Source organism: Angustibacter speluncae (assembly GCF_054777815.1).
On sequence record NZ_BAAHAF010000056.1, the window covers coordinates 19,657 to 35,134 of the forward strand.

Below are 15,478 nucleotides of genomic sequence, written 5' to 3' on the forward strand. Positions count from 1 at the left end.
ACACCCGTCCGCCGGCGGTGGTTGCCCCAGGCATGAGCACCGACACCCTGCCGCTGGCCGTCCTCGACTTCGTCGGCATCGAGCACGGCGAGACCGCGTCGCAGTCGATCGCCGGCGCCGGCGAGGTCGCGAAGGCGGTCGAGGCGGTCGGCTACCGGCGGTACTGGGTGTCCGAGCACCACAACATGACGAGCCTGGCGTGCAGCGCCCCCGAGATCCTGATCGCGCACCTGCTCGGGACGACGAGCACGATCCGCGTCGGGGCGGCCGGGATCATGCTGCCGAACCACGCGCCGTTCAAGGTCGCCGAGACGTTCCGCACCCTGCTCGCGATCGGTCCCGGACGGGTCGACCTCGGCCTCGGCCGCGCCCCCGGCACCGATCCGCTCACCGCGCACGTGCTGCGCCGGGGCCAGCAGGTCGACGTCGCCGCCGAGTTCCCCGGCCAGGTCGCCGAGCTGCTCGCGTTCCTCGAGGCGGGCTTCCCGGAGGGCCACCCGTACGAGCGGCTCGTCGCCGCGCCCGTCGTCGACGACCAGCCCGACCTGTTCGTGCTCGGGTCGTCCGGCTACGGCGCGCAGTTCGCCGCGGTGAACGGCATGGGGACCGCGTTCGCCCACCACATGAGCCCCGAGCTCGCCGTCGACACGCTGCGGCAGTACCGCCGTGAGTTCCGTCCCGGAGTGGAGCAGGAGCCGTGGTCGGCGATCTCGGTGCTGGCGTTCGCCAGCGACGACCAGCGCCAGCGCAACCGGTTCGAGGCGGGCTGGCGGCTCACCATGGCGAACCTGCGGCGCGGCGTCCGCGAGCCCCTGCGGCCCGAGGAGGTCGACGCGCTCGCCGACTCCCCGCAGTTCCAGGACCTCCCGCGCGACGACGGCCGGATGCTCGTGGGCTCGGCCGACGACGTGGTGAAGGGCCTGCGGACGCTGCAGGAGCAGAGCCAGGCCGACGAGGTCGTGGTGGTCACGCCGTCGATCGACCGGGCCAGCCGGATCGCCAGCTTCGAGGCGATCGCCGGCGCCTGGCGCTAGTCGTCCGCCGCCGCCCGCTCCGCCGCACGCTTGCGGCGCTTGCCCTCGTGCATGGCGGCGACGCGCGACACCGGGATCTCGTGGCCCTCGGCGACCAGGTCGTCGGGCAGCCGCTGCGGCGCCGGCATCGCCTCGGCCCACGGGTCGGCGTCGCCGAGCCGCTCCAGGGCCGTGCGGATCGTGAAGTCGCCGGGCACGACCTCGAGCAGGTCGTCCCAGCCCAGCGGGTACGAGACCGGGACGCCCGGGCGCGCCCGCGGGCTGTAGGCGCAGATCACCGTGGCCCCGCCCGAGCGGGTCGAGTCGACGAACACCCGGCCGCCGCGGTCGGCCTTGATGTACGCGGTGGTCGCCAGGTCGGGGTCGAGCGCCGCCGCGCGGGCCGCCAGCGCGCGGGTCGCTCCGGCGACGTCCTCCCACCCCTGCGTCCCGTCGACGGGGACGAACACGTGCACGCCCTTGGCCCCGCTGGTCTTCACCGCCGCACCCAGGCCGCAGCCGTCGAGCGCCTCGCGCACGAGCAGGGCGATGCGCGCGGCCATCCGGTAGCCCTCGACCGGGTCGAGGTCGCCCGGCGGGTCCAGGTCGATGACGAGGTGGTCGGCGTGGTCGGCGCCGTCGCGCACCATCGCCGGGTGGTACTCGACCGCCCGCTGGTTGGCGAGCCACACCAGCGTCCGCCGGCTGTCGACGACGGGGTAGCGCACCTGCCGGTGCGAGGCCTGCGACCACGACTCGCTGGTGGTGATCCAGTCCGGCGCGTACGTCGGCAGGTTCTTCTGCATGAACGGCTCCGAGCCCGGCCGCACCCGCACCACCGACAGCGCCCGGTCGGCCAGCACCGGCAGCAGCCGGTCGCGCACGCCGTCGAGGTAGGTGACCAGCTCGCGCTTGGTCACGCCGGCGCCGTCGAACAGCTCGGCGTCCAGGCTCGACAGCGGGACCCCGGCGAGCTCCTCCTTGGCGGCGGCCATGCGGCCAGTCTGTCGGCTCCCGGCGTGAGCACAAGCGTCGGAGTCGAGGCCCGGATCGCCGTCCACGGGCACCGGGACGCCCCCGACCCCGACGCGTCGGTACCCAGGGACGGGCCGGGGTCGTCACCGATGGGACGAGAACCGCTGTCTCCCTAGCGTGGACGGCATGTCTCGGACCGCCCGCCGCGTGCTGCTCACCCTCGCCTGCCTCGCGCTCGTGCCCGTGCTCGCGCTCGGCGGCCTGCTGCTGTGGTCGTGGAACGCCTCGGCGTCGGACCTGCGCGGCACGGTCGACTTCCGGCACCCGCTGCCCGTCCCGCCGCTCGCGGTCTCACGGGTCGAGGACGGCGCCCGCGTGTTCGACCTGACGATGCAGCGCGGCCGGACCGACTTCGGCACCGGCACCGCGTACGAGACCCTCGGCGTCGACGGCGACTACCTCGGTCCGACCCTGCGCGCGCGGCGCGGGGAGCGGGTGCGCGTCGACGTCACGAACGAGATCGGCGAGCGCAGCACGCTGCACTGGCACGGCATGCACCTGCCGGCGGCGATGGACGGGGGACCGCACCAGATGGTCGACCCCGGCCAGACCTGGTCCCCCGCCTGGGAGGTCGACCAGCCGGCGGCGACCCTCTGGTACCACCCGCACCTGCACGGCGAGACCGCCGACCACGTCTACCGCGGCCTCGCGGGCCTGTTCCTGCTGGACGACGACGCGGCCGACCGGCTCGACCTGCCGCGCGAGTACGGCGTCGACGACGTGCCGCTCGTGGTGCAGGACAAGGTGCTCGACGACGGCCGCCTTGGGCAGGGCACCGGTCTGTTCAACCCGGTCGGGACGCTGGGCGACACCCTCGTGGTGAACGGCTCGGTCGCGCCCTACCTCGACGTCGCGACCGAGCGGGTGCGGCTGCGGCTGCTGAACGCGTCCAGCTCGCGGGTGTACGACTTCGCCCTCGACGACGGCAGGCGGTTCGACCTGGTCGCCACCGACGGCGGGCTGCTCGAGGCGCCCGAGCGGCTGACCCACGTGCAGCTGTCCCCGGGCGAGCGGGCCGAGGTCGTCGTGTCGCTGGAGCCGAGGGAGCAGGTGCGGCTGGTGTCGCTGCCGTCGACGATCGCCGGCGACTTCTTCCAGCAGCGCTACTCCGGCGGCGACGACGCCTTCGACGTCGTGCAGCTGCGCGCCGCCGACCGGCTGCGTCCCTCGCCCGAGGTGCCTGCCGTCCTCGCGCCGCTGCCCGACCTCGGCGACGACGTCGTGACCACCCGCGAGTTCCGGCTCAGCACACCGCGGATCAACGGCATGCCGATGGACATGGGGCGCATCGACGAGACCGTCGAGGTCGGCACGACCGAGCGCTGGGTGGTGCGCAACACCGACGGGACGCCGCACAGCTTCCACGTGCACGACGTGCAGTTCGAGGTCGTGCGCTACGACGGCGGGCCGCCCCCGCCGCACCTGCGGGGGCGCAAGGACACCGTGTTCCTGCCCGGCCCCGTCGAGGTCGAGCTGCTGCTGCGGTTCGAGGACCACACCGACCCGGACGTGCCGTACATGTTCCACTGCCACGTCCTGCAGCACGAGGACCAGGGGATGATGGGCCAGTTCGTCGTGGTCGCGCCGGGGGAGCGCGCGGGGACGCCCCCGCCGCTCGCTCCCGTCTCCACGCCGCGGGGCGAGGACCACGACCACTGACGTGTGCACAGCCGGGGGAGACCACGGCCCGACGACGCCGTCCGGAGGCCCGATCGGGCTGTTCTCCCCTCGCCGTGCCCGCGCGTAGGGTGCGGCCATGAGCCACCACCTCACCCCGCCGGCCGACGCGCCGACCCTCGAGGTCGACCTCGACGCCGCCCGCCGCGCCTACGACCTGGACCGCGCGCACGTCTTCCACTCGTGGTCGGCCCAGGGCTCGCTGTCGCCGATGGTGCTCGCCGGGGCGAAGGGCTCCTGGGTGTGGGACGGCGACGGCAACCGGCTGCTCGACTTCTCGTCCCAGCTGGTGTTCACCAACATCGGGCACGGGCACCCGGACGTCGTCCGCGCGATCGCCGAGCAGGCCGCGGCGCTCGTGACGAGCGCGCCGCAGCACGCGGTGGGCGTGCGGTCCGAGGCCGCGCGGCTCGTCACCGAGGCGCTGCCCGGCGAGCGGCTGACCAAGGTGTTCTTCACCAACGGCGGCACCGAGGCGATCGAGAACGCGGTGCGGATGGCCCGGCTGCACACCGGGAAGCACAAGGTGCTCAGCGCCTACCGCAGCTACCACGGCCACACCGCCACCTCGATGGCGCTGACGGGTGAGCCGCGCCGCTGGGCCACCGACCTGGGCACCGCCGGCGTCTCGCGCTTCTTCGGCCCCTACCTGTACCGGTCGCCGTTCAACGCCACGACGCAGGAGGAGGAGTGCGAGCGGGCGCTCGCCCACCTCGACCAGGTGATCCGGCTCGAGGGGCCGTCGACGCTGGCGGCCGTCGTCCTGGAGTCGGTCGTCGGGTCGGCCGGCGTGCTGCCCCCGCCGCCCGGCTACCTCGCGGGCGTGCGGCGGCTGTGCACCGAGCACGGGCTGCTGCTCGTCCTCGACGAGGTGATGGCCGGGTTCGGTCGCACGGGCCGCTGGTTCGGCTACGAGCACGACGGGCAGGACGGCCTCGCGGCCGACCCCGACCTGGTCACGTTCGCCAAGGGCGTGAACTCCGGTTACGTGCCGCTCGGCGGCGTCGCCATCTCGGACGAGGTGGCGGCCACGTTCGACGACCGCCCCTACCCGGGCGGGCTCACCTACTCCGGCCACCCGCTCGGCGCCGCGGCCGCGGTCGCCACGATCGAGCTGATGCGCCGCGACGGCGTCGTCGAGCACGCCGCGCGCATCGGGGACGACGTGCTCGGCCCCGCGCTGCACGCCCTCGCCGACGAGCACGAGGTGGTCGGCGAGGTGCGCGGCGTCGGCGTCTTCTGGGCGCTCGAGCTCGTCCGCGACCGCGCGACCCGCGAGCCCGTCGTGCCCTACGCGGCCGCCGGCGCGGCGAACAAGCCGATCACCGACCTGATGGGCGCCTGCAAGCGGCGCGGCCTGCTGCCCTTCGTCGCCGGCAACCGCGTGCACGTCGTCCCGCCCTGCACGGTGAGCGAGGACGAGGCCCGCCACGGCGTGGCCCTGCTCGGCGAGGCCCTGGGCGAGGTCTTCGGCTAGGGAGAACTCAGCGAGGCGAGCACACCCTTCGCGAGGCCCGCACGCCACGTTCAGGTGGCGATGACCTACCGAACGTGGCGTGCGCGCCTCGCGAAGTGGGTGTTGGCCTCGCCAAGACGGCCGACCTCTAGGCTGATCGCCCGTGAAGGTCCTGGTGATCGGCTCCGGCGCCCGTGAGCACGCCCTCGTCCGCGCGCTGTCGCTCGACCCGTCGGTCGACGCCGTCGTGTGCGCCCCCGGCAACCCGGGCACCGGCGCCTCGGCCCTGCGCGTGCCGGTCGAGGCCACCGACGGGGCTGCCGTCGCCGACCTGGCGCAGGAGGTGGGCGCCGACCTCGTCGTCGTGGGCCCCGAGGCACCCCTGGTCGCCGGCGTGGCCGACGCCGTGCGCGAGCGGGGCATCGCCTGCTTCGGGCCGTCGCAGGAGGCGGCGCACCTCGAGGGCAGCAAGGCCTTCGCCAAGGAGGTGATGGCCGCGGCCGAGGTGCCCACCGCGATGGCCCACGTCTGCACGACCCTCGACGAGGTCGCCGCCGCGCTCGACGCCTTCGGCGCCCCCCACGTGGTCAAGGACGACGGCCTGGCCGCGGGCAAGGGCGTCGTCGTCACCGACGACCGCGACGCCGCGCTCGCCCACGCGCAGGCGTGCCTGGCACGCGACGGCGGCACCGTCGTCGTCGAGGAGTTCCTCGACGGCCCCGAGGTGTCGCTGTTCTGCGTCACCGACGGCACCGAGGTCGTCCCGCTCGCCCCCGCGCAGGACTACAAGCGGCTCGCGGACGGCGACGAGGGCCCGAACACCGGTGGCATGGGCGCGTACTCGCCGCTGCCGTGGGCGCCGGACGGTCTGGTCACCGAGGTCGTCGAGCGCGTCGCCACGCCCGTGGTGCGCGAGATGGAGCGCCGCGGCACCCCGTTCGCCGGGCTGCTCTACTGCGGCCTCGCCCTGACCTCGCGCGGCCTGCGGGTCATCGAGTTCAACGCCCGCTTCGGCGACCCCGAGACCCAGGTGGTGCTGGCCCGGCTCGCCAGCCCGCTCGGCGTCCTGCTGCACGCCGCCGCCACCGGCACGCTGGCCGAGCTCGGGCCGCTGCGCTGGCACGACCACGCCGCGGTGACCGTGGTGGTCGCCGCGCATGGCTACCCGGGTGAGGTGCGCTCGGGCGACGCGATCACCGGCGTCGACGCCGCGGACGCCCTCGACGACGTGCACGTGCTGCACGCCGGCACCGCCGAGGACGCCGACGGGCTGCTCGTCTCGTCCGGCGGGCGCGTGCTCTCGGTGGTCGGGACGGGCGCCGACCTCGACGCCGCCCGCGCCGCCGCGTACCGCGGCGTCGAGCAGATCGCGCTGGACGGGGCGCAGCACCGCACCGACGTCGCCGCCGGCCTGCAGGACTGAACCTCGCACCACCCTCGTCCCGTCTCCGGGGTGACAGGGTGGACGGTGAGGGGAGGCGGACGTGCGACGCAGCGACGAGGAGGCGTTCGTCGAGTTCGCGACGGCCCACCACGACTGGCTGGTGCGCACGGGGTCCGCGCTCGCCGGCGACCCGCACGCCGGGCAGGACCTCGCCCAGGACTCGCTGGTCAAGGCGTACGCCCGGTGGCGGCGGGTGCGGTCGGCCGACAACCCCCGCGCGTACCTGCGGCAGATCCTGGTGCGCCGCGCGATCGACGCCTCCCGCCGTCCGAGCCGCCGCGAGCACGCCACGGACGACCCCGGGCCGCGGCACGCGTCCCCGCGCGACCTCGCGTCCGAGCACGCCGAGCGCGACCGCGTCGGCTCCGCGGTCGACGCACTCCCCGCCCGCCAACGGCAGGTGGTGGTGCTGCGCTTCGTCGAGGACCTCGACGTCGCCACCACCGCCGAGCTGCTGCGGGTGCGCGAGGGCACCGTGAAGAGCGCGACCCACGCGGCGCTGGCGGCGCTGCGCACGTCGCTGACCGAGCACCAGGAGGTGGACCGATGACGTACACCGACGAGCACGTGACGACCCTGGTGCGCGACCAGGTCGCCCACCGGCCGGGTGCCCCGGCCGATCTCGACCGGGTGCTCGGACGCGGACGGCGCCGCGTCGCGGTCCGCCGCAGCGCCACCGCGCTCGTGGCCGCCGCCGTGCTCGCCGGGGGGACGGCGCTCGCGCTCGGGCAGGGGCTGCCGCTGCTGTCGTCCGCCCCGCCTGCGGGTCCGTCGGTGACGCTGACGCCCGATCCGCGGCGCACCGAGGCGCTACGACCCGTGACCGACATGTACGAGATCGGTGACGCCGCAGCCCGCACGGCCGGGCTCCAGCCGGGAGGCGGGTGGGGCGTCGCGCGCGACGCCACCTACTTCGGTGCGCTGGTCTACGACGGAGCGGTCGAGGTCTCGACCACCGGTGTCGGTTACGGGCTCAGCACTGCCCACGTCCCGTCGCTCGACGACCCGGGCGCGACGTCGTGCGCGGACGCGAGCCCACCTCCCTCCGCCACGGCGCCGGGGTTCGAGTGCGTGCGGGAGCCCCAGCCCGACGGGTCGGTGCTGTTCACCCAGCTCGTCGGCGGCGAGCTGCTGCAGTACCAGCTGCTGCACACGACGGGCACCGTGACGACGATCCCGATGGTCGTGGGCGAGGGCGGGACGACGGTCGAACCCGCCGACGCCGAGCGGCTGCGCGCGCTCGTGCTCGACCCCACCCTGCGCTGGTGAGGAGTCAGAACCCCAGGCGCGCCAACGGTTCCACGAGCTCGCGCTCCTCGTACGACAGGTGCGACAGCAGGGTGTCGGTGAGCAGGTCGACCGCCTCGCGGACGGGGGTCAGGTCGCCGTCCTGCTGCACCATCGCCACCAGCGCCGCGTCGACCCGCTCGAGCACGTCGTGGATCACGTGGTGCTCGGCCTCCAGCCGGTCGAGCACCGGTGCCAGCCGCTCGTCGCGCGAGCGCAGGTTGGGGAAGACCGAGGCGTCCTCGAGCGAGTGGTGCCCGGCGACGACGCGGCAGTACGACTGGCAGTAGGTGCCGAGCGTCCACGAGTTCTGCCGCATCGTCATCGCGTTCACCTGCGAGCGGGCGGCGCCCGCGTCGAGCTGCCCCGCGGCGACCTGGTCGACCAGCCCGCGCACCTGCGCGAGCTCGCGCCGCAGCATGTCGTGCACGTCGACCAGGTGCTTGCCGGTCGCGCGCTCGTGGTCGGTGTAGGTGCGGTCCGGGTCGGGGGCCGGACCGGTCGGTCGCGCCGACTCGTCCCAGAGCCGCTCGCCGCTGAGCCGGGTGCCGTCGTCCGGTGTCGTCACCACGCCGAGGGCGGACACCGCGACGCGAGGCGTCGCGACCAACGGCTCGGTCGAGGTCGGCACCTCGACGTCGGACGGCACCGTGCCCGATGGCATCTCGCGCGACGCGGCCACCGTCTCGCGGACCTCCTCGGCGAGCTCGGCGAAGTCGCGGATGGTGGCCGGGTCGTCGGATGCCAGGACGAACCCGCTGATGCCCTCTTCGAGCGCGAGCGCCGCCACCTGGTCGGCGTCGAACGACGGGTCGATGTTGTAGAGCCGGCGGACGTCGGACGGGTCGCGGCCGGCGTCCCGTGCGGCCTCGTCGATGGTGAGGTTCATCGTCCCGAGCACGTCCGGCGCGGCGTACCCGGCGCTCGGCAACCAGCCGTCGGCGAGCCGGCCGACCAGGCGCAGCATCCGCGGCTTGTACGCGCCGACCCAGATGCCGATGTCGTGCGCCGGCGCCGGGCCGGCCTTGGCGCCGGTCAGCCGGTAGTGGTCACCGCCTACCCGCGCCCCGCCGGACGGCGCCCATAGCGCCCTGATCACACCGATCGCCTCCTCGAGCGCCTCGACGGCCTCGCCGGGGGAGCGGCGCGGTCCGCCGTTGGCCTCGATGGCGTCCCAGAACGCACCGGCGCCCAGCCCGAGCTCCACCCGCCCGCCCGAGAGCAGGTCGAGGCTCGCCGCGCTCCGCGCGAGCACCGCCGGCGGGCGCAGCGGCAGGTTCGCGACGTCCAGCGACAACGAGACCCGCTCGGTCGAGGCCGCGATCCAGGTGAGCAGCGTCCAGGCGTCGAGGAACCGCGGCTGGTACGGGTGGTCCTGCAGCGTCACCAGGTCGAGCCCGGCGGCCTCGCTCAGCCGGGCGAGCTCCACCACCCGGCGCGGCTGCTCCGCCGTGGGTGTGAGGAACGTTCCGAACAGCAGGTCGTGACCGTAGTCGGGCATGTCGCGCACAACGTCCCGTCCCTCGCCAGGCTTCCCGCCCGCGTGACCTGCGCCGTGCTCGCCCGTTGACCCTGCACCACCGGAACCGAGGGAGCACCGGATGAGCCGTCGCAGCGTCGCCACCGCCGCCCTGCTGGTCACCGCGGGCCTGCTGGTCCCGGCCGCCGCCCAGGGTGCGCCCGCCCGCCCGGCGCAGCCGCCGCCGCGCCCGACCGCGCTCGTGACGCTCGGTGACTCTTACATCTCGGGCGAGGCCGGGCGGTGGAACGGCAACAGCGCCGTGCCGCTCGGCAGCCGGGCGGGCACCGACCGCGCCTGGCGCAGCGACGGTCTCGGCTCGTACGACCCCGCGGCTGTGTACGGTCCGACGGCGAAGGGCTGCGACCGCTCGGACGTCGCCCCGGCCGTCAGCAACGACGTGCCGGTGCAGGTGCGGCTCAACCTCGCGTGCTCGGGTGCGCAGACCGGCAACGTCGTGCGGACCGCGAACGGCGGCACCGGACAGCACGGCGAGGCGCCGCAGACCGACCAGCTGGCGAGGGTGGCCGCCACCCACGACGTCGAGCTCGTGGTGCTGTCGATCGGCGGGAACGACCTCGGCTTCGCCGACATCATCACCGCGTGCGTGGTGGCGCACGCCACCCTCACGCGCTGCGCCGACACCCAGCAGGCCCTCGTGGACCAGCGCATGCCCACCGCGATGGCCGGTGTGTCGCAAGCGATCCGCGACGTCCGCGCGGTGCTGGCCGAGCAGGGTCAGCAGGCCGGCTCGTACCGGCTGGTCGTGCAGTCCTACCCGTCGCCGGTGCCGCGCGGCGCCGACAACCGCTACGCGGAGCTCGCCGGGGGCCGGATCGGCATCGGTGGGTGCCCGATCGGCAACGCCGACTCCGACTGGGCGCGTGACCGCCTCGTCCCGCAGATCAGCGAGAACCTGGCTGCTGTCGCGTCCGCCGAGGGTGCGGACTTCCTCGACCTCTCGGACGCCTTCAGCGGCCGCGAGGTCTGCGCCCGCACCGCCACCCAGTCGACGGGGACGCCGACGGCGCAGACGGCCGAGTGGGCGCGGTTCCTCGACACCGACGTGCAGGGGTACACCCAGGAGTCGATGCACCCCAACGCCTACGGGCAGCGCGCGATGGGGCGCTGCTACACCCTGCTCGCCGCGACCACCGGGTCGGCGCGCTGCCTGAACACCCCGGGGCAGGGGCCGGAGGGCATGTACCTGGTGCCCGCGGCGGCGCCGTGAGGCACGAGCTGCTCGGCGGGCTCTACCTGCCGGTGCCGGACGAGGTCCCGGCGCCGGTCGAGGAGCTCGCCGACGGGTCCGAGGTGGTCAGGCCACCTGCACCGAGCGCTTCGACAGGCCCATCCAGAAGCCGTCGATGGTGGTGAGCGCCGGGTCGTCGGGCCGGTCGGCGGTGCCGAGGGTGACGAACAGCGGCGAGTAGTGCTCGACGGTCGGGTGCGCGTAGGGCATGCCCGGGGCCTGCGAGGTGTACCGCGACAGCGTGTCGACGTCACCACGCTCGAGTGCCTCGCCGGCCCACGCGTCGAACTCCAGCGACCAGCCCGGGGCGGCGGCGTCGGGGTTCGTCCAGTGCTCGCGCGACAGGAACGGCAGTCCGTGGGTGAGGAAGCCGGACCCGATCACCAGCACGCCCTGCTCGCGCAGGGGCCGCAGCCGCCGCCCGAGGGCGAGCAGCTTCTCGGGGTCGTGCGTCGGCAGCGACATCTGCAGCACGGGCACGTCCGCGTCCGGGTACATCGCCTTCATCGGCACCCAGGCTCCGTGGTCGAGCCCGCGCGAGACGTGCTCGTGCACCGGCTCGGTGTCCGGCAGCAGCGACGCGACCGAGCTCGCGAGCCCGGAGGCGTCCGGCGACACGTAGGTCATCTCGTAGAAGCGCTGCTCGAACCCGCCGAAGTCGTAGACGAGCGGCGTGCCCTTCGCGGTGCCCGACAGCGACAGTGGCGCGTTCTCCCAGTGGGCGCTGACCATCAGGACGGCGCGCGGCTTGGGCAGCGACAGCGCCCAGTCGAGCTGCTGGCCGAGCCAGAGGGCGTCGTCGAGCAGCGGCGGCGCGCCGTGCCCGAGGTAGAGCGCGGGCAGCGGGTCGTCGCCCTCCGCCCAGCGGCGCTGCGCGCGGGTCAGCGGCAGGGCGCGCTCGAGGTGCGCGTCGTAGGCGTGGCGGTCGAAGCGGGTCATGGCGGTCCCTCTCTGCGGATCCGGTCTACCATCTCATAAGTTTGAGAGTTCAAACAATGTTCCCGGGATGTGGTGAGTCCCGTCACGACGGGCCGCGAGCGGTCGCGGTGCCGCCGCGGCGCGGGGTTCCATGGGGCATGAGCACCGACCACGCCGTGCGCCCCGACGAGCAGGCCGCCCCGGTGGCCGAGCAGCACCCGGACCGGTCCGCCCGCGAGTCCGGCCGCGACGTGCTGGCCGGCCACGAGGCCCTCGACGCGACGCAGCGGGCCGCACTGCAGGCCGTCCTCGACGGCCGCTGGGCGCACGTGCGCGAGGCCGCGCGGCGGCGGATGGCCGAGGCGGCCGTCCCCCCGGTCACCGACCTGCCCACCCGCGAGCACCGCGAGACGACCCTGCAGCAGCTGCGTGACCTGGCCGCGGGCGGCCCGTTCGCCGCCGGGTTCCCGACCTCGGTCGGCGGCGACGGCGACATCGGCGGGTCCGTGACCGCCATCGAGGTGCTCGGTCACGCCGACCTGTCGGTGATGGTCAAGGCCGGTGTGCAGTGGGGCCTGTTCGGCGGCGCGATCACCGCGCTCGGCTCCGACCGGCACCACCAGCGCTACCTCCCGGGCGCGATGGACCTCAGCCTGCTCGGCTGCTTCGCCATGACCGAGTCGGGCCACGGGTCCGACGTCGAGTCGCTCGGCACGACCGCCACCTACGACCCGGACACCGACGAGCTCGTCGTCCACACGCCCACGCCGGCCGACCGCAAGGACTACATCGGCAACGCCGCCCTGCACGGCCGGCTCGCCGTCGTGTTCGCCCAGCTGGTCGTCGGCGACGAGCGGCACGGGGTGCACGCCGTGGTCGTGCCGATCCGCGACGAGGACGGCGCTCCCGCAGCGGGTGTCACGATCGGCGACGACGGGCGCAAGGGTGGCCTCAACGGCGTCGACAACGGACGGCTGTCGTTCGACCACGTCCGCGTCCCGCGGGCCGACCTGCTCGACCGGTACGGCGCGATCGACGACGAGGGCCGCTACTCCAGCCCGATCGAGAACCCCAAGAAGCGGTTCTTCACGATGCTCGGCACGCTCGTGCGCGGCCGCGTCTCGGTGGCCGGTGCCGCCGGTGCGGCCACCCGGTCGGCGCTCACCATCGCGACTCGGTACGCGTTGCAGCGCAGGCAGTTCGAGCGTACGGAGGGTGGTGAGGAGGTGCTGCTCCTCGACTACCAGGCGCACCAGCGCCGGCTGCTGCCCGCGCTCGCCACCACCTACGCGCTGCAGCTCGCCCAGCTCGCGCTCACCGAGGACCTGCACGAGATCCAGACCTCCGGCGCCCTCGGCGGCGACGGCGGCCACGAGGCGGCCCAGCGCGAGATCGAGACCCGTGCCGCCGGGCTCAAGGCGGTCACCACCACCCACGCCAACGCGACCCTGCAGATGTGCCGGGAGGCCTGCGGCGGAGCGGGTTTCCTGGCCGGGAACCTGCTGGTGCAGCTACGAGCCGACGTCGACGTCTTCTCGACGTTCGAGGGCGACAACACCGTGCTGCTCCAGCTCGTCGGCAAGGGGCTGCTGACGGGCTACAAGCACCACGTCGGCGAGCTCGACTCGTTCGGCGTCGCCCGGTTCGTGGCGGAACAGATGGTGACGTCCGTCATCGAGCGGGCAGCCGTCGCGCCGCTCGTCGCGAGGCTCCTCGGCACCGCACCGGGCCGCGACGGCGAGCGCGGCGTCTACGACCGCGCCTGGCACCTCACCCTGTTCACCGAGCGCGAGAAGCACCTGCTCGACACGCTCGCGGCGCGCCTGCGGGGCCGGTCCGGCGACCAGGACGCCTTCGCGGTGTTCAACGCCTGCCAGGAGCACCTGCTCGCGACGGCCCGCGCCCACGTCCACCGCACCGTGCTCGAGTCGTTCGCCGAGGCGATCGACCGGTGCGAGGACGACGGGGTGGCCCGGCTGCTGGACGCCGTCTGCGACCTCTACGTGCTCTCGCAGGTCGAGGCCGACCGCGGCTGGTTCCTCGAGCACGGACGGATGTCGCCGGCCCGGTCGAAGGAGGTCTCGGCCGCCGTCGACGCGCTCTGCGCGGGCCTGCGGCCGTATGCCGGCGAGCTCGTCGACGCCTTCGCCATCCCCGACCACCTGGTCGCCGCCGCCGTCCTCACCGCCGACCCGGCGGCGTGACGCGGGACGCGTTGTCGCCCGGGGTCCGGCGCACCTACGCTTCCGTAGCATGAGCGCCCCGCAGCAGGACGGCCCCCTGAAGGACCGCCTCTACCCGGTGGTGATCCGCGCCGCCCTGGTGATGTTCCGGGCGCTGCGGATGACGCTGAAGGTCGAGGGGGCCGAGAAGGTGCCGGCGACCGGTGGCGTGGTGCTCGCCTCGAACCACATCAGCTACCTCGACTTCATCTTCGCCGGGTTCGCCCCGTGGAAGGGCCGCCGCCGGCTCACCCGGTTCATGGCCAAGGACGGCGTCTTCCGCGACAAGGTCGGCGGGCCGCTGATGCGCGGCATGCACCACATCCCGGTCGACCGGGAGTCGGGCACGGCCTCGTTCCGCACCGCGCTGAAGTACCTCAAGGCGGGCGAGGTCGTCGGCGTCTTCCCCGAGGCGACGATCAGCCAGTCGTTCACGGTCAAGGAGCTGAAGTCGGGCGCGGTGCGGATGGCGGCGGCCGCGAAGGCGCCCATCGTCCCCGTCGCGCTGTGGGGCACCCAGCGGCTGTGGACCAAGGGCCACCCCCGCAGGTTCCTGCGCGGCCAGACGATCACGATCCTGGTCGGCGACCCCATCCACGTCAGCACCCGCGACGACATGGACGCCCGCACCGAGGAGCTGCGCGCCGCCCTGCAGGCCCTGCTCGACCGGGCGCAGTCGGGCCACCCCTCGCTGTCGGACGCCGGGCCGCACGCCTGGTGGCTGCCGGCGCACCTCGGCGGGTCGGCCCCCACCCCCGAGGAGGCCGCGGCGCTCGACGCGGCCGAGTCGCAGGCCCGCCGCGACAAGCGCGACGCCGCCGCCGTCCCGGACCCGACGCCCGAGGCGTGACCGCGCGCCGCCCCGCCCGTTAGGGGGGCATGACGCGCAAGGAGGAACGTCGGCACCAGCGCGACGTCGGCGGGGCGCTGCTCATCGGCGCCGTCGTGCTCGCCGTGCTGCTCGCCGTGACCGTGCTCGGCGCCGGCGGCCCCACCGCCCCGTGAGGACGCTCAGTCGTCCTCGATGGTGATGGTGTCGTAGGCGCCGTCGTCGTCGGGGTCGATGCCGGCGGCCTGCAGGTGCTGCGCCACCTGCGGCGGCACCTTGCTGCGCCGGGGGTCGGGCCCGAAGATCTCGGTGCAGATGCGGCGGTACAGCTCGTCCGGGTTCGGCAGCCACTTCACGTCGCGCATCGCCTGGTCCTGGCCGGCCGACTCGAGGACGAACTCGCCGTAGCCGAGCATCCGCCCGAGCACCGAGCGGTTGTACGACATGTCGGTGACCTTGCGCAGCGGCATCATCGCGACCTTGCGGGTGAGCAGGCCGTAGGTCAGCAGCAGGCGGGTGTCGGTCGCGACGAACCACTCCGCCTGCCACTCCAGCAGCCGCCACACCGCGCGTCCGAGCACGATCAGCCAGGCGACCCAGAGCACGTCCGGGACGACGCGCACGTCCGGCGAGAGGTTGCTCGTGATCCACAGCACCAGGACGAGCGCGAGGACGGCCGAGGTCACGGGCTCGATCACCTGCGCCGGGTGGCGGCGGACGGCGACCACGACGTGCTCGGTGTCGAGCAGGTAGCGGTCGAGGTGGGGTGGGGTGTCGGCGCTGATGCGGCGGACGACGAGCCGTCCCACGCTCCGCACGCGCGACA

General features: G+C 74.3%; 14 protein-coding genes. 10 read left to right on the forward strand and 4 right to left on the reverse strand.

What is annotated here, in order from left to right; all coding sequences use genetic code 11:
• The first annotated feature begins 32 nt into the window (after positions 1-32).
• Positions 33-1,034 carry an LLM class flavin-dependent oxidoreductase gene (locus ACYVKY_RS06665; protein WP_460434193.1) on the forward strand — a complete coding sequence of 334 codons (1,002 nt, stop codon included), beginning with the start codon at positions 33-35 and terminating at the stop codon, positions 1,032-1,034.
• Here ACYVKY_RS06665 and ACYVKY_RS06670 read toward each other — a convergent pair.
• On the reverse strand, positions 1,031-2,008 hold the full coding sequence (locus tag ACYVKY_RS06670; protein WP_460434194.1) for a DNA polymerase domain-containing protein: 978 nt from the start codon (positions 2,006-2,008) through the stop codon (positions 1,031-1,033). The two genes, ACYVKY_RS06665 and ACYVKY_RS06670, sit on opposite strands and share 4 nt — an antisense overlap.
• Positions 2,009-2,174: 166 nt before the next feature.
• Here ACYVKY_RS06670 and ACYVKY_RS06675 point away from each other — a divergent pair, with 166 nt between their 5' ends.
• The 5 genes from ACYVKY_RS06675 to ACYVKY_RS06695 all read left to right on the forward strand — a co-directional run bounded on the left by ACYVKY_RS06675 (position 2,175) and on the right by ACYVKY_RS06695 (position 7,894).
• A complete protein-coding gene (locus tag ACYVKY_RS06675) occupies positions 2,175-3,707 on the forward strand; it encodes a multicopper oxidase family protein (RefSeq protein WP_460434195.1) in 1,533 nt (510 codons plus the stop codon).
• 97 nt (positions 3,708-3,804) lie between these two features.
• Positions 3,805-5,202: an aspartate aminotransferase family protein gene (locus tag ACYVKY_RS06680; protein WP_460434196.1), complete on the forward strand. Its 1,398-nt coding sequence runs from the start codon at positions 3,805-3,807 to the stop codon at positions 5,200-5,202.
• 142 nt (positions 5,203-5,344) lie between these two features.
• Positions 5,345-6,604 carry a phosphoribosylamine--glycine ligase gene (purD, locus tag ACYVKY_RS06685; RefSeq protein ID WP_460434197.1) on the forward strand — a complete coding sequence of 420 codons (1,260 nt, stop codon included), beginning with the start codon at positions 5,345-5,347 and terminating at the stop codon, positions 6,602-6,604.
• Between the two features lie 61 nt (positions 6,605-6,665).
• Positions 6,666-7,175, forward strand: a complete 510-nt coding sequence (locus ACYVKY_RS06690) for a SigE family RNA polymerase sigma factor (RefSeq protein WP_460434198.1) — start codon at positions 6,666-6,668, stop codon at positions 7,173-7,175.
• A complete protein-coding gene (locus tag ACYVKY_RS06695; protein WP_460434199.1) occupies positions 7,172-7,894 on the forward strand; it encodes a hypothetical protein in 723 nt (240 codons plus the stop codon). Before ACYVKY_RS06690 ends, ACYVKY_RS06695 begins: the two co-directional genes overlap by 4 nt.
• Before the next feature lie 4 nt (positions 7,895-7,898).
• Here ACYVKY_RS06695 and ACYVKY_RS06700 read toward each other — a convergent pair whose 3' ends face one another.
• The gene (locus tag ACYVKY_RS06700; RefSeq protein WP_460434200.1) at positions 7,899-9,413 is read right to left on the reverse strand and encodes an LLM class flavin-dependent oxidoreductase; all 1,515 of its coding nucleotides are present in this window, start codon (positions 9,411-9,413) and stop codon (positions 7,899-7,901) included.
• Between the two features lie 100 nt (positions 9,414-9,513).
• Between ACYVKY_RS06700 and ACYVKY_RS06705 the strand changes: the two genes are divergently transcribed.
• Positions 9,514-10,662, forward strand: a complete 1,149-nt coding sequence (locus ACYVKY_RS06705; protein WP_460434201.1) for an SGNH/GDSL hydrolase family protein — start codon at positions 9,514-9,516, stop codon at positions 10,660-10,662.
• 87 nt (positions 10,663-10,749) lie between these two features.
• Here ACYVKY_RS06705 and ACYVKY_RS06710 read toward each other — a convergent pair whose 3' ends face one another.
• On the reverse strand, positions 10,750-11,622 hold the full coding sequence (locus tag ACYVKY_RS06710; protein ID WP_460434202.1) for a dioxygenase family protein: 873 nt from the start codon (positions 11,620-11,622) through the stop codon (positions 10,750-10,752).
• A 137-nt stretch (positions 11,623-11,759) separates the two neighbouring features.
• Between ACYVKY_RS06710 and ACYVKY_RS06715 the strand changes: the two genes are divergently transcribed.
• The 3 genes from ACYVKY_RS06715 (at position 11,760) to ACYVKY_RS06725 (ending at position 14,828) form a co-directional block, all read left to right on the forward strand.
• The gene (locus ACYVKY_RS06715; RefSeq protein WP_460434203.1) at positions 11,760-13,805 is read left to right on the forward strand and encodes an acyl-CoA dehydrogenase family protein; all 2,046 of its coding nucleotides are present in this window, start codon (positions 11,760-11,762) and stop codon (positions 13,803-13,805) included.
• 76 nt (positions 13,806-13,881) lie between these two features.
• Positions 13,882-14,673 carry a lysophospholipid acyltransferase family protein gene (locus ACYVKY_RS06720; RefSeq protein ID WP_460434224.1) on the forward strand — a complete coding sequence of 264 codons (792 nt, stop codon included), beginning with the start codon at positions 13,882-13,884 and terminating at the stop codon, positions 14,671-14,673.
• Positions 14,674-14,702: 29 nt separating this feature from the next.
• On the forward strand, positions 14,703-14,828 hold the full coding sequence (locus ACYVKY_RS06725) for a hypothetical protein (protein WP_460434204.1): 126 nt from the start codon (positions 14,703-14,705) through the stop codon (positions 14,826-14,828).
• 6 nt (positions 14,829-14,834) lie between these two features.
• Here ACYVKY_RS06725 and ACYVKY_RS06730 read toward each other — a convergent pair whose 3' ends face one another.
• On the reverse strand, positions 14,835-15,470 hold the full coding sequence (locus ACYVKY_RS06730; RefSeq protein WP_460434205.1) for a PH domain-containing protein: 636 nt from the start codon (positions 15,468-15,470) through the stop codon (positions 14,835-14,837).
• Between the last annotated feature and the right edge of the window lie 8 nt (positions 15,471-15,478).